14 protein-coding genes and 2 pseudogenes are annotated in these 14,184 nt (G+C 51.2%); 10 read left to right on the top strand and 6 right to left on the bottom strand.

Going from position 1 to position 14,184, the window contains the following annotated elements; translation table 11 throughout:
* Positions 1-23: 23 nt before the first annotated feature.
* The 5 genes from ACR0A1_RS02025 to ACR0A1_RS02005 are packed head-to-tail and all read left to right on the top strand — an operon-like array spanning position 24 to position 4,478.
* Positions 24-866: a phytanoyl-CoA dioxygenase family protein gene (locus tag ACR0A1_RS02025; RefSeq protein ID WP_480866030.1), complete on the top strand. Its 843-nt coding sequence runs from the start codon at positions 24-26 to the stop codon at positions 864-866.
* A gap of 26 nt (positions 867-892) precedes the next feature.
* Positions 893-2,050 (top strand): class I SAM-dependent methyltransferase, encoded by a 1,158-nt coding sequence (locus tag ACR0A1_RS02020; protein ID WP_480866028.1) that lies wholly within the window; start codon positions 893-895, stop codon positions 2,048-2,050.
* Positions 2,051-2,077: 27 nt separating this feature from the next.
* A complete protein-coding gene (locus tag ACR0A1_RS02015; RefSeq protein WP_170399832.1) occupies positions 2,078-2,797 on the top strand; it encodes a class I SAM-dependent methyltransferase in 720 nt (239 codons plus the stop codon).
* Positions 2,798-2,821: 24 nt separating this feature from the next.
* On the top strand, positions 2,822-3,811 hold the full coding sequence (locus ACR0A1_RS02010; protein WP_480866026.1) for an ATP-grasp domain-containing protein: 990 nt from the start codon (positions 2,822-2,824) through the stop codon (positions 3,809-3,811).
* Complete coding sequence (locus tag ACR0A1_RS02005) at positions 3,792-4,478, top strand: metallophosphoesterase family protein (RefSeq protein ID WP_170399826.1); 687 nt, start codon at positions 3,792-3,794, stop codon at positions 4,476-4,478. Before ACR0A1_RS02010 ends, ACR0A1_RS02005 begins: the two co-directional genes overlap by 20 nt.
* Here ACR0A1_RS02005 and ACR0A1_RS02000 read toward each other — a convergent pair.
* Genes ACR0A1_RS02000 through rfbF form a run of 5 tightly spaced genes read right to left on the bottom strand, consistent with a single transcriptional unit; the run spans position 4,475 to position 9,132 of the window.
* Positions 4,475-5,578: a DegT/DnrJ/EryC1/StrS family aminotransferase gene (locus tag ACR0A1_RS02000; RefSeq protein WP_170627347.1), complete on the bottom strand. Its 1,104-nt coding sequence runs from the start codon at positions 5,576-5,578 to the stop codon at positions 4,475-4,477. The genes ACR0A1_RS02005 and ACR0A1_RS02000 overlap by 4 nt on opposite strands.
* On the bottom strand, positions 5,575-6,786 hold the full coding sequence (locus ACR0A1_RS01995) for a class I SAM-dependent methyltransferase (protein ID WP_170399820.1): 1,212 nt from the start codon (positions 6,784-6,786) through the stop codon (positions 5,575-5,577). The genes ACR0A1_RS02000 and ACR0A1_RS01995 overlap by 4 nt, the downstream gene beginning before the upstream one ends.
* Positions 6,783-7,325: a dTDP-4-dehydrorhamnose 3,5-epimerase gene (gene rfbC / locus ACR0A1_RS01990; RefSeq protein WP_170399817.1), complete on the bottom strand. Its 543-nt coding sequence runs from the start codon at positions 7,323-7,325 to the stop codon at positions 6,783-6,785. The genes ACR0A1_RS01995 and rfbC overlap by 4 nt, the downstream gene beginning before the upstream one ends.
* A complete protein-coding gene (rfbG, locus tag ACR0A1_RS01985) occupies positions 7,322-8,383 on the bottom strand; it encodes a CDP-glucose 4,6-dehydratase (RefSeq protein WP_480755195.1) in 1,062 nt (353 codons plus the stop codon). The genes rfbC and rfbG overlap by 4 nt, the downstream gene beginning before the upstream one ends.
* Entirely contained in the window at positions 8,368-9,132 is a 765-nt protein-coding gene (rfbF, locus tag ACR0A1_RS01980; RefSeq protein WP_170627351.1) for a glucose-1-phosphate cytidylyltransferase, read from the bottom strand. Before rfbF ends, rfbG begins: the two co-directional genes overlap by 16 nt.
* A 589-nt stretch (positions 9,133-9,721) precedes the next feature.
* Between rfbF and ACR0A1_RS01975 the strand changes: the two genes are divergently transcribed.
* The 3 genes and pseudogenes from ACR0A1_RS01975 (at position 9,722) to ACR0A1_RS01965 (ending at position 11,559) form a co-directional block, all read left to right on the top strand.
* Positions 9,722-10,798, top strand: a complete 1,077-nt coding sequence (locus tag ACR0A1_RS01975) for a TIGR00180 family glycosyltransferase (RefSeq protein WP_480866022.1) — start codon at positions 9,722-9,724, stop codon at positions 10,796-10,798.
* A gap of 366 nt (positions 10,799-11,164) precedes the next feature.
* Positions 11,165-11,272 (top strand): annotated as a pseudogene (locus ACR0A1_RS01970) (IS5/IS1182 family transposase); the annotation flags it as partial.
* Complete coding sequence (locus tag ACR0A1_RS01965) at positions 11,272-11,559, top strand: hypothetical protein (RefSeq protein WP_170567879.1); 288 nt, start codon at positions 11,272-11,274, stop codon at positions 11,557-11,559. The pseudogene ACR0A1_RS01970 and the gene ACR0A1_RS01965, both read left to right, overlap by 1 nt.
* A gap of 433 nt (positions 11,560-11,992) precedes the next feature.
* Here ACR0A1_RS01965 and ACR0A1_RS01960 read toward each other — a convergent pair.
* Positions 11,993-12,700 (bottom strand): annotated as a pseudogene (locus ACR0A1_RS01960) (IS6 family transposase).
* 156 nt (positions 12,701-12,856) lie between these two features.
* Here ACR0A1_RS01960 and ACR0A1_RS01955 point away from each other — a divergent pair.
* Positions 12,857-13,477 (top strand): glutathione S-transferase family protein, encoded by a 621-nt coding sequence (locus ACR0A1_RS01955; protein WP_480866020.1) that lies wholly within the window; start codon positions 12,857-12,859, stop codon positions 13,475-13,477.
* A gap of 36 nt (positions 13,478-13,513) precedes the next feature.
* A complete protein-coding gene (locus tag ACR0A1_RS01950; RefSeq protein WP_480754297.1) occupies positions 13,514-14,182 on the top strand; it encodes a cupin domain-containing protein in 669 nt (222 codons plus the stop codon).
* Positions 14,183-14,184 lie beyond the last annotated feature (2 nt).

Below are 14,184 nucleotides of genomic sequence, written 5' to 3'. Positions count from 1 at the left end.
CCTGAGGTATGAGGAGCTTTGACGTGACAGCGATCTTATCCGAAGCGGACCGGAAATTCTTCGAAGCTGAAGGGTATTTGATAATCAAGGGCTTTTACGACGTCGCTAAAGAAATCGCACCGATTCAGAAAGATATATATGAAATTATCGGTCTGGTGGCAGAGCGTCATGGTGAAGATCTGAACCGCCCCCGATTTACGCCCGAACAATTTGACGCAGGTTACAACACCCTTATTGCTAGGAACCGTAGCTATGGCGGCGAGATTTACGATCTGGTTAAGCAAATACCGGCGTTCCTGCGATTGGTTTGTAACGAGAGATCAGATGCGCTATTTCGTAGCTTGCGCAATACTACGCATTCGGGGATTGGTGCGGCGTCTTATGGCATTCGGATTGATGTCCCATACGAAGACAAATTTCGCTCTCATTGGCATCAAGAATTCATGTACCAGCCTCAAAGCATTGATGGAATTGTATTTTGGACCCCGCTTTTACCGGTAACTGATGAATATGGCCCTGTGATTGTTCTACCCAAATCCCATCGCGACGGACTTTGCGTTTATTCTCGCGGAGCGAACTACGCTGACAAGCAAGGCGCATATCAGATCGGCCTGCACGACGAGGACGAGATTATCGGCAAATACGAACAAGCTGCCCCACTGACGGAACCCGGTGACTTATTGTTAATGGATTTTTTGACGCTCCATGGCTCAGGCGTGAACCGAGCAGAAAGAGCACGCTGGTCAGTGCAAAGCCGTTTTTTTAACTACCGCGATCCTGTGGGACAGAAAGTAGGTTGGAAAGCGTCGGTGACATCCGGTACTGACGTCGCACAGGTTTTTCCCAATCATTTTATCGAGACGTAAGGTATGACAACGACGAGACGTAAGATATGACGACAACATGTAATGTCTGCGGTACGCCTTCCGGTGCTCCGATTTTTGAAAGCAGCGAAAACAGATCACTTACCACAATGAACAACCTCATTGAGGGTCGCACTACTGTTTATTTCTGTGAGGTTTGCCAGCACGCTCAAACCAATGAACTGCCCGATCTGGAAGCGTTTTATTCCACCGAGTATGAGATCAGTATTGACAGCGAAGACGATGATCAGCTTTACGCCGTCGTAGACGGCAAGGAAGTTTATCGGTCGCAACATCAGGCGAATGTGCTGATGTCAAAAATTGATCTTTCAAAACATCGAAAGGTACTAGATTACGGCTGCGCCAAGGCGCCCACTCTAAGGTCCGTTTGCAAAGAAATACCAGAGATAGAGCCGTATTTGTTTGATGTGACAGACAAATACATACCGTTTTGGGAACGCTTTCCAACCAGCGCCAAATGGGCCACTCATGCACCTGACCCGAGTTGGCAACGGCAGATGGACGTCGTTCTTTCGTTCTACGCACTGGAACATATCCCGCATCTTGATCAGATACTGGCGGAGGTCAGCATACTGCTCAAAGAAGGAGGGTATTTCTACTTTATCGTGCCGGACATGTATCAGAACGCGGCTGATTTCGTAGTCGCAGATCACGTAAATCACTTCTCCGAGTCGTCTTTGTGGCGTCTCATGACCGATGCTGGGTTCGATAGCATTGATATTGATCCAGATGCTCATGCGTCGGCTTACGTCGTTTCAGGTCGGCTTACCGCAACTGACGCGAAAGTTCTAACTCCACCAGAATTCCCGAACCGGGTAGATGATGCCAAGCAGTTGGCCGCTTTTTGGAGCGACATCAAAACACGGATCACCACATTCGAGGAGACAGTCGAGGTGGACATGCCTTTGGCGATATATGGTGCCGGGATTTATGGCCATTTCATCTATTCCTGTCTGAAAGAACCCTGCCGCGTCAGCTATTTTGTCGATCAGAATCCGTTTCTGCATGGCAAGGAGATTGATGGCATTCCGATAGTCCCCCCGCGAGATTTGCAATCGGAGCCCGCGGCAATTTTGGTGGGGCTAAACCCACGTCACGCGCGCCGAATAATTGAAGGAATTCCAAATTTTCAGACCCCTGATCGGAAATTCCTCTACCTGTCATGACGTGTATTCGAAAGGGCTGACTATCTGATGGAAAACCTAGACGACGTCGCATCAAAGTATTTGCAGCCACCTAGTGTCGAGATTGAGAATGATCTCATTATGCGGTGGTATCCCGAGAGGATTTTTGAGCGTGCGGGACATGTTGGGCGTTTGCTAGAGCTTGGGTTGGGGCATGGTTACACAGTTCCCTTCTTTTTCAAGATGAGTGACCAGCACGTCGTCGTTGAAGGCTCTCAAAAGGTCATCGAGAATTTTCAGTCCAAGAACCCTTGGTATACTGGATCATTGGAGGCGGGGTACTTCGAAACTTACACACCTACCGACACCTTCGATCTGATTGTCATGGGATTCGTGCTCGAGCATGTGGATGATCCAGTCGCCATTCTAAGCCGGTACAAAAAGTTTCTAGCTCCCAACGGTCGCATTTGGATTGCTGTACCGAATGCAAAATCGTTAAACCGGCGCCTCGGGCTTGAGATGGGGATGATCGAGGACATTTATGATCTGAACGAAACGGATTTAATGCTCGGACATCAACGCAATTTTTGCCGCGATACATTGCGAAGCGCCATCGAGCTGGCCGGGTACAGAGTAACGCATGAGGAAGGGCTTTACCTGAAGCCTCTTCCATTGGGTGTTCTAAGAACGCTAGATAACTTTGAAGAGAACATGCGCGCGATGATGGCTGTTGGCGTTGACTTTCCAGATCTTTGTGTTGGTCTTCTTGTAGAAGTGTCTCATGACTAGAGCTGTTTGTGCGGGGCCTGAGTTGTGAACGAGCGCCGACGTATTCTGGTCACCGGCGTAGGAGCGCTCATAGGCCAGGGCATCGCCAGCAGTCTGCGGGATGACGGGCGGTCGTGGTTAATTGGACTTGACCGGCGCATGTCGCTATTCGGCGCAGAGCTGTGCGATGAAACTCTGCTGAAACCCAAGATAGACGAAAGCTCAGATGCGTATCTGACGTTCTGGAAAGATTTGGTGCAGGATCACGGAATTGAACTGATTATTCCAGGTATCAGCATCGACATGGCGTTTCTAGACGCCCACCGAAGTTTTTTCGAAGACCTCGGGGTAGCGTTGGCCCTAAACACGTCGCATCTTATCGCGTTGACTGAAAACAAGTCGGATTTTGCAGCCGACTATGCGCAGTTGGGGTTGCCAGTCATCCCGTCGATTACAGGAGGTGGCACTTGGGAAGCGGCCTGCGCGGCGCTGGGGAAACCGCCATTTCTTTTGAAACCCAGCACTGGGGAAGGCTCCGTTGGCATTGTACTTCTTCATGACGAAGTAGATTTTGATTATTGGAGCGGAAAAACCTCGGGCGAATTTCTTGTGCAGCGGATTGTTGGTACGGACGACGATGAATATACTGTCGGTACATTTGGCTTTGGCGACGGCGATTACATTGGCCCACTGATCTTTCAGCGCCGATTGACACGTGCCGGGAACACTGGCGAGGCAAAGACCGTCACTCATGAAGCCGTATCCAAAGCAACTGATACAATCATGCGCTACTACAAGCCGCTGGGTCCAACCAACTTACAATTCCGTTTGGAAGGTGAGGATGCCTATCTTCTTGAAATCAACCCTCGGTTTTCAAGTAGTTGTTCCTTGCGAACCGCTTTCGGGTTCAACGAAGCTGAGATGTGTGTTGACTTTTACCTGAACCGACGACGGCCTGCGCAACCTGTCTTGCGTGAAGGGATTGCGCAGCGTCACAACGCAGATCGGATACGTTATGCTGGGCCTGATCTCTGATATTCACGCCAATCTGGCCGCGCTTGAGGCGGTTTTGGCTGACGCGAAGTCCAAAGGGGTGACAGAGTTTGTGTGCCTTGGCGACGTTATTGGGTATAATGGTCAGCCGGAAGAATGCGTACAACTGCTCAAGGCAGAAGGGGTGCGCAATATACTGGGCAATCACGACAGCTACGTTACGTCGGGACAGAATTGCGAACGCTCTAAGGTCGTCGCGGGTATCATAGACAAACATCAGACAGAGCTAAGTTCGGACAGCGTGGCATGGTTAAGCCGATCAATGGACAGCATCCAGGATGGCACAACATTGTTTGTACACGGAGGACCGCAGGATCATGTCGATGAATACCTCTATAAAGTGGGGATCGATACGTTTCCCAAAGGCGTAACACGGCTCTTTGCGGGTCATACCCATGTGCAATGCATTCTAGACTTCGGTACGCACGTCTTTTGCAATCCGGGCTCGGTCGGACAGCCGCGCGATGGAGACCCACGTGCAGCTTACGCAATCTTATCAGATGGCCAGATTGCCCTGCACAGAGTCGTTTATGACATCGACCGCACGATACGCGCGATGAAAGAGCGCGGGTACGAAGAGTTCATGTATCGCGGACTTGCCAAAGGCGCCCAGATCAACGGGCGTATTGACGAGATTGTGAAAGCCTAAGGAGAGGCCAAGGTCTCGATTACCCGACAGACTCGATCAATGTCCCCGTCTGTCATGTCGTGAAAACTGGGCAGGTTCAGTGCCCGCTCGCAAATATCATGGGCATGCGGGGTAGGCGCTTCTACGAACATAGGCTGGCTGGAAAGCGGGTAGAAAAATACACGCGCATCAATGTTTGCTGCCTCGAATGCTGCCAAGGCCCTCTCACGGGAGACGCCAAGTGCCTTGTCAAAAACAACAGTGGGCATCCACGCGCCATTCCGAACGTGAGGAGGCTCAGGGTTCATCGATAGCCCTAGATGCGACAGCCGCTCTTTGTAGGCCGCTAGTATCTCCGCTTTGCGGTTCGTCAGTTCCTCAATGCGCTCAATCTGCCCCATTCCTATTGCAGCTTGAATGTTTGACATCTTGAATTTGTAGCCGACCGTATCAGCCCAGAATTGTTTTTTCTGCGCCTTGTCACGTCCGTGATTGGACAGCGTCAGAATGCGATCCGCCAAAGCATCGTCATCGGTCACCAGCATCCCGCCTTCGCCGGTGGTCAACGTTTTCGTACCATGAAAAGAGAAGGTCCCGAACTTTCCCATCGCGCCTGTATGAATGGCGCGATATCGCGCACCCAACGCTTCGGCCGCGTCTTCGATAAGCACCACTCCACATTCATCTGCGATGCTCAACAGTGTGTCCATCTCACAGAGATTACCGTAGAGATGTGTGGCTATGATGGCCTTGGTTTTCGATGTAATCGCCGCGCGGACCTGATCAGGATCAATACACCAACTGTCTGGCAAGATATCAACGAAAATCGGTGTTGCGCCCAAATGCACGACGGGAGCAACCGTAGCGATCCAATTTGTGTCGGCAAGGATGACCTCATCGCCCGGACCGATACCTAGCGCAGCCAGACCCATCTCCATCGCGCCCGTGCAACTGGAAGTCGAAATAGCATGTTTTGTTCCGACATACTCTGCGAAGGTCGCCTCGAAGCGATGAATGTAGTCATAACATTTCGGCCCCCAACCAGTGCGGGCGGCATCTGTGGCATAACTAACCTCGAGATCGGTGATAGAGGGTCGGGTATAGACGATGCGGTCGGTCATAGGATTTGCAGTTCTGGCACAGCAGTTACAAAACGGGTATCTACAAGCCAATCAAGTGATTGCATAATCTCGGTTTTCAGGTTCCATGGGAATATCACCAGGTAGTCTGGACGTCGGTTCTGTAGCTCGTCTGGCGCCAGAATGGGGATATGACTGCCCGGTAGGTATTTGCCGATCTTAAATTCTGCAGCATCACATACGAATTCAATGGCGTCTGGACCAACGCCTGCGAAGTTCATAAGCGTGTTGCCTTTCGCGGCTGCGCCGTATCCTGCTACCGACTTTCCCTCCGCTTTAGCATCCAGCACGAACCGCAAGAAATCGTCTTTGACCTTTTCCGCCTTGAGTTGGAAACCTGTGTAGAAGTCATCGTCATTCATTCCGTGAGATGCTTCGAGATCACGCATGGCCTTCACGGCGTCGGTTTGCGCATGTCTGGCTCCTTCAAGACAGGCAAAGAGACGCAAGCTGCCGCCATGAGTTGTTAGTTGTTCAACATCGAACACCCGCAAACCTGCCGCCGCCAGAATACGCTCGGCTGAAAGAAGAGAAATGTAGGAGAAATGTTCGTGATACACGGTATCGAACTGGTTTTGCGTCACCAGGTTCAACAAATGCGGAAACTCGAGTGTGACCACGCCCTGAGGTTTTAGGCAAACCGCCAGCCCTCGCGAGAAACAGTTAATGTCGGGTACATGGGCAAAGACATTGTTACCTATGACAAGATCAGATTTGGCCAGCCCCTTAGCCAACCCTTCCCCGAAGAACTCCTCTACAACATTGATCCCGATTGCCGTCGCTGCGGAGGCGGTGGAATGTGTGGGTTCAATACCTAGGCAGGGGATCCCTGCCTTCCGAAAATTGCGCAGCAGATAACCGTCGTTGGATGCAACCTCGATCACATGAGAATCCGCATCTAGAGCAAATCGTTCGATAACCGTGTCGCAATAGGCTTTGGCATGGGCAAGCCAAGAGGTCGAGGTGGAAGAAAAATAAGCGTATTCTTCGGTGAATAGCGCCTCGCCCGACGAGAAGTCTTCCGTTTGTACAAGGCGGCACTCCTTGCATACGAAAAGCCGCAGCGGATAGGTCAGTTCGGGACGAGAAAGCGCTTCCGCACTTAGATAATCGTTTGACGGGGGTGCATATCCCAAATCAAGAAACGCCATAGTGCGTGAAGACAGACAATGTCGGCAGGTATTGGTCATAAGGGGCGAACATCCAGCAGGGCAGGCAAGTTTTGATCTCTTTCCGACATAAGCGTGATAGGTAAGGGCCAATCAATGCCCAGATCGGGGTCTGTCGCACGCACACCACCCTCAAGTTCCGGTGTGTACGGAGCAGTGTGGCAATAGTGTAGCGTCGCAGTCTCGGTCAATGTCTGGAAACCATGAGCGCAGCCCTCAGGAATGTAGATTGCGTTCCCAGCCTCAGCGCATAATGTGATTGCTCTGCTTTGACCAAAGGTTGGAGAGCCTTCGCGCAGGTCAAGCGCCAGATCGAATACCTTTCCTTCGGTTGCACGTATAAGCTTTGCCTCAGCCATCGGCGCACGCTGAAAATGCAGACCGCGCAAAGTACCTTGCCCCTTGGTTTGCGACATATTCATTTGCACCCAATTGGTCAGCAGACCGGCTTGCGCAAAAACGTCAGCACAGAATGTACGAGCAAAAGCACCGCGGGCATCGGACTGGCGCGCTAACTGGACTTCGTAAAGCCCATCAATATCTTGAGGGATAAGCTTCAAGATTCACCATAATATTGCAACTGTTTAAGTGAGACCGCACGAGGGCACTGGCCCTCCGCAACAGACTGGTACCACTGTATTGTAGCGCGGATGCCGTCTTCGAAAGACCAACAGGCGAAATGACCCAGCAGTGCCTCTGCCTTGTCAGTGGCAAGCCGGAGAATCTGAGCTTCGTGGGCAGAATTGGATTTCCGAGAAGTATCTTCCCATGCGCCCGGCCACATGGAGAGTGCCGTTGTAACAACGTCCTTTACGGTTCTAACCCCCTCAGATGGTGGACCAAAATTGAACGCACTTTGGAGATCGGGATCTGCCGACGTAAACAGCTTTTCCGCGAGTATCAAATACCCTCGCAGAGGCTCCAGGACGTGTTGCCATGGTCGAACGGAATTCGGGTTGCGCACTTTGACTGGAATGTCGGCCGCCAGGGCACGTGCAATATCGGGCACGATGCGGTTCTCGGCCCAGTCGCCACCGCCAATAACGTTGCCTGCGCGCGCCGAAGCCATACGGATCTCTGTCTGTGCAAAAAAAGATTTTCTCCAGCTATCGACGCCAATTTCCATCGCGGCTTTGCTGGAACTATATGGGTCATGACCACCTAGGGGATCAGTTTCGCGAAATGGCCGCGCTTGTTCGTCGTTGGCATACACTTTGTCTGTAGTTACCATAACCACGGCGCGTGGACCGGTCAGATCACGCAGCGCCTCCATCAGATTGAGCGTCCCCATCACATTGGTGGACCAGGTCTCAATCGGGGTTTCGTATCCACGTAAAACCAAAGATTGTGCTGCCATGTGAAAAACAATTTCGGGGTCTGACGCTGTTACGGCGTTTGTCACGACAGACGAATCTCGAATGTCACCGATAATGTGCCTGATGGTATCTTCTAGTTTCAGAGAGGAAAAAAAGGGACTTTCAGGTGCCAGTGCTATGCCAGTGACTTTGGCACCGAGTTGCGTCAACCACAGCGCAAGCCATGCACCTTTGAACCCGGTATGTCCGGTAATCAGAACGCGTTTGTCTTTCCAGAACGCATTCATCACCAAGTTTTCCATGGTGCATCGCCGGATTTCCAAAGCTCTTCAAGGTAATCACGATCCCGCATCGTATCCATCGGAGCCCAGAAACCCGAATGCTTGAACACTGAAAGCTGTCGCTCAGTTGCCAGAGTTTCCAATGGAGCGCGTTCCCAAATCGTTTCGTCTCCGTCGATGTAGTCAATCACCTCAGGCTCACAGACAAAAAAACCGCCGTTAACCCAGAAGCCATCTCCATCGGGTTTCTCGTTAAACCGGGTCACAAAATCACCCTCGATCTCCAAGGCTCCGAACCGCGCTGCTGGTTGCAAGGCGGTAACGGTCGCACGGCTGCCAGTTCTTTTGTGAAAGGCCAAAAGCTTGGTAATATCAAGGTCCGTCACACCGTCGCCGTATGTAAGACAAAACGTGTCGGTCAGATGCTCCTTCACACGCTTTAGGCGGCCACCGGTTTGGGTTAGCTGACCGGTGTCGACCAATGTAACCTGCCAAGGCTCCGAGTATCGATTGTGCACCTTCATCTTATTGTCTTTTAGATCAAATGTGACATCGGATGTATGTAGAAAGTAGTTCGCGAAATACTCTTTGATCAGATAGCCTTTGTAGCCGCAGCAGATGACAAATTCAGTGATCCCATGGGCGCCATAGATTTTCATGATGTGCCATAATATGGGCAAACCACCAATTTCAATCATGGGTTTTGGGCGGAGGTGAGATTCTTCACTAATCCGAGTTCCAAGCCCGCCCGCTAGAATTACCGCTTTCAAATCATCGCTCCGCTCTGTTCTAATCGACCAACAGGCCGCAGATAATTGAATTCCCTTTAAGCATGATAACTTTGATTAGCAAGGAGAGTGGTGTGAGACGCGTCGAGCTGGTCTCAGTTTGCTACATAATTTGAAAACCCATGTGAATCAAAGCTGCCACTTTGGGTCAGCTCAAAGTTCGGTCGTGAGTTGAGTTGGCGTTCCTGATTGAACTCGGGTATTGCCAAGTTGTCTGCGGCGGACTGCGATCTATTCGCAGATGTTGTCTCATGCCGCCATTCTACCTGAGTAGTCAGCCCAGAGGTTGAGCGTATCTGATCGAGCGCAACGAAGTGAGGCTGCTCCCGCCCGAACAAGCCAAAAATTCAAGAGTCAGAAGCTGGTTAGCATGGAATAATTCCAGTTCAGTTGCCAGCACCTATATTTTCACAGATTGACATCGATCGTGTTTTGGGGTTGGACACATGCGAAAATATCAAGTTATGAGCCGCGCTGGACCGCATATCTACACCGTCAAATTTCTAATAGACCATAATTCGACGCCGTGTAGCCCACTAGATCTCCGGTATTAGCCGCATAAGGATGCACCATGGTCCCTCTAGTTATTCCCACACGTAACCGTCCAATGTCTTTGTCCTTTCTCCTTAAGTATCTGGGCGAGTTCAATCCGGGACAACGTGTGGTGATCGCCAATGGCAGTCATCATTCATACCTTGCTGCTTATGAGGAAGCGGTACGTGACAACGACAGTCTTTTGCAGATCGAATATAAGGAGTACGATTCCGATCTGCATTTTCGGGACCGCATGGTTGATTGTGTGAGCGGGTTGGATGATGACATTATCTTCGTCGGAGCAGATGATGATTTTCCTGTGCTTGATACACTCTATCAAGGTGTTGAATTCCTGCGCGCAAACCACGACCACGTCGTCGCTATCGGCGGGATCATTTGCCTGTCAATGTTAGACGAAGATCAGTTCAACGCGAAATTTCTTCATGCATTCAGCCTTCAAGACGAAGACATAGTTTCTCGTCTGTCTAAATACAGCAAATGGGCCTTCGCGACCAGTTATGCTGCGACACGCCGTGATCACTACCTTGAAAGATGTAACAACTTACAGCTTAATGCCATGAAAATATTTGGCGACTATAATGTCGGCCTCCACGACTGTCTGGCTGGAAAAATCAAGGCCTTGCCAGAAATTGGCTACTTCACCACAAAACTAGCCACTCATAGTAGGTTTGGACCGCCCAGCCGTCTGCATTATCTGGAGCATGCACAAGAAACCTTAAACCTGAGAGATTACTATACTGAAAAAATTGCCTCAACTACGGCAATTGACAATCAAGAAGCTCGGTCAATCGCAGATAAACTGATTGCAATGAAAATTGCCCATTGGACAGGTGGCAGCCCGCAGTTTTTGGATGGGTTTGGGTGTTCATCGCTGTTCCGTGATGAAACTGTGCGCAAACAATATGACGCGTTTCAAGATCTATTTCGTCAAGGTACAGCAGAGCAAAAGAAACTTGGAGGCAATCTAAGGAAGGTTGTCGACGCAATGTTGGAAATTAGTGAGGCTAATTCAGATAATCACGGTGAGCCGGAAAAGTACGATTCAATAGAATATTTTTTGGCTTCGACCAATGGCGGTATTTCGCGGCCATGACAGAACGCCTCGTTAAGGAGTAAATGGATGAGACGAAAGATTAAGCGCAAACTTGCTAAGATGTTTTCTGCGCGCCGCTCGGAGAACAGTGCGAAGCCGAGGCCCGAACCAAAAAAACCAAAGCAGATCATTAGCCCACGGTTTAATATAGCCTTTTCCCCAGAAACGCTTGAAAGAAAGTGAAGTGGGCCTGCTTTTAAAGGGCGTATTTCTGTCGCGAAATTTATCGCTGAGCGTGGAAATTTCGTCGGATCAACAGGTCAAGCAGCCAAATCCGCGATGCGTTGAAACTAACCGAGTCCAGGCGTAATTTATCCTCCGCGGATCATGTGTGTGTCTTCGATACCTGCAAGTGTTGCCTTCGCTGATCGCGCGTACGATACCAATTGGTTCCGTGAAGCATTGAAAGACAATGGGATACGCGCCTGTGTCCCCGGAGGAAAACAGCGCAAAAAAACCTATAAATATGACAGGTGAAGATACCAAAGGCGCAACCCGATCCCCACCTCCGGTCCATGTTGATCCGCGCCCATGGCTGCACCCGTGATCTGAAAGCTGGAGTTCAACTGATGGAAGTTGCGCGGCGTGAAAGCGTCCCCGTCGCTTTCATCCTTGCCCGTGCTCAGCTCGCGTTTCTCTCACCGAAGATTCAGGCCGCGATTCTCAACGGCACCCAGCCGCCCGAACTCACACTCAAGCGTCTGGTCAGCGTGACCCACCCACTTGATTGGTCCGAACAGGAACGCCTGTTCGGCTTCTGACATCTCCAGATCCTGCGTCACTGATACAGACTTCGCCCTCCCTGATCCGGCGGAACAATTCCCTGTTCCCACGAGAAAATTCCCTGCTCCACCTTTTAGGGAATTTGCAACATTAACCCCCTGTAAAACATTCAGTTCTGACAGGTGAAATTACTGAACTCAGTCCCGTTTTGCGAAATTTCCCTGTAAACTTCCGGGTATCAGGGAAATCCCGCCCAAAGCGATCCCACCAAAATGCGGCACTGAGACTGTGGCCTGAATCGTGATCCGAGTGTACGATCTGCTCCGTCTCTGATTGAAAGCGCATGCGTCAACTCGCGGGAATTGCGGAACAATTCCGGGTCAAAACACACAACTGAAGTGAGACAGGTATGAGTGGCGGTGCAGTCAGGCGAATTCGAACCAGTCTCAGCTAGGCCAGTATAGCTGTCCTTCATTCGTCACAAAGACCCCGCCACTCGGCGAGAGCGTCGGTGAGTATCAGCTTGAAGGTGCCTCGGCTGGCAAGCGCTCTTTCTTGGTTGAAGTGGTTGTATACAGAGGAGTTGACGGCGGCGAGCTTCTGCAAACTTCGCATCCGCCTGAAACGTTGCATGGCGCGTTCGCGTCGTCGGAAAGGCAGGTGCGAATTCTCGACGCAGTTGTTGAGCCACCAGCCCGTTTTCTGTTTTTTGTCAGTACCAAGCTCTCTGAAAGCGGTTCTATATGAGGCGAAGCGATCTGTGACAACGTTTTCCGCTTTACCGTGTCGCTCCATCAATGTCTTGAGGAATTTCAGCGCTGCAACTTTGTTTCGGCGTTTGGTGACAACGGCTCCCAGCACCTTGCCCTCATGATCTACGACCCGCCAGAGGTAATGCTTCTTGCCATTAACCTTCACAAAACCTCATCCACATGCCACTTCCATTTCGAGAATGCGCCCAGTTGTTGCACCCGCTTTCTTCGGATCTCAGAGGCAAACATCGGGCCAAACCTGATCCACCAATAGCGGACAGTTTCGTGGCTCACGTCGATGCCTCGTTCGTGCAGCAGAACTTCGACATTCCGAAACGAAAGCGGGAAGCGGATGTACTGCATCACCGCAAGGCGGATGATCTCAGGACAGGTGTTTATAGTATTTGAAAGAAGCAGGTCCGGTAATGGGCAATAGCTACGCAATACCCCTGCCCCACTCAAACAAAGTTCTTTTGACAAGACCATCAGAGCAATTCAATCTGACAAGACGTAATAAAGGCTTGCAATGCTATCTACCTATTGATAGGTAGATAGCATTGCAAGCCCTGACGGAGTTACTCAGATGAAGATTTATGATGTCGAAGGGTTCCCGAACCCTGCCCGTGTTCGTATTGCGCTAGCTGAAAAAGGCGCGTCAGACAAAGTTGAATTCATCCCTGTAGATGTGATGGGCGGCGAACATCGCACGCCTGAGTTCAAAGCCAAAAACCCCGATGCAGAGGTGCCTTGTCTGGAACTGGAAGATGGTTCACACATCGCTCAATGCAACGCGATCACTGAATATATCGACGCAACCTTCGATGGCCCATCATTGACCGGCGTGACTGCGCAAGAGCGCGCCCGAATCTCGATGATGAATCTGCGCGCGGAAAACGGTCTGTTGAATGCGGTCGGCACCTACTTCCGCCATGCCACACCTGGCCTCGGCCCGGACCTGGAAACCTATCAATGCGCCGAATGGGGCAACAAACAGAAAGAGGTTGCCGGAAACACTATGGCCTATCTGGATGCGGTATTGGCCGAAAACGAATACTTGGCTGGAGACACATTCTCGGTGGCTGATATCACCGCCTTTGCAGGATTGGCGTTCGCCGATTTTGCCAAAGTTGAAATTCCTGAAACCCTGACCAACCTGCAAGCTTGGCGCGCTAAGATGGCGGCCCGTCCATCTATCGCCGGCTAAGCGAGAACTGCCATTTAAGTTGAAAGGACCCCTCCCATGGAACTCAACTCGGACTTCTCTTCGCGTGTCGTTGTTCACTCTGATCAGCTTGAGTGGCAGGCCTCGCCCATGAAGGGTGTGGACCGGCGCATGCTGGACCGAATTGGTGGCGAAGTCGCCCGCGCCACCACCATTGTGCGCTATGCACCAGGCAGCAAATTCTCGGCCCACACCCATACGGGTGGTGAAGAGTTCATAGTTTTGGACGGCGTCTTTCAGGATGAGCATGGCGATTTTCCCGAAGGCACTTATGTGCGCAATCCCCCAACGACCGAGCATACGCCCGGCTCAGAACCCGGCTGCACGATCTTCGTCAAACTCTGGCAGTTCGACATGGAGGACCGCAATCAGTTCCGCAAAACCATGGCCGACGAACTGGCCGCACCCGTGAACGGGGTCGCCACTGCGACCCTGCACAAGGATGACCGCGAGGTTGTCACTTACAGCCATGTTGATGCAGGCACCGAGATTACTTCGAATGCGCCGGGTGGTATTGAGCTGTTAATGATTGGCGGATCGCTGACCTCAGGCGGAGACGTTCTGAAAAAGAACGACTGGCTACGCCTGCCTGAGGGTGAAGCGCTGTCGGCTATGGCTGGCCCAGACGGGGCGAAGGTCTGGATGAAGACTGGCCACCTGCCCTTTGCACAGCCACCGGTGGTTTAATT

It is taken from the genome of Ruegeria sp. D6 (genome assembly GCF_056534365.1).
Note: the sequence above shows the minus strand (reverse complement) of the source record. Positions and strands in the feature narration are given on the sequence as shown.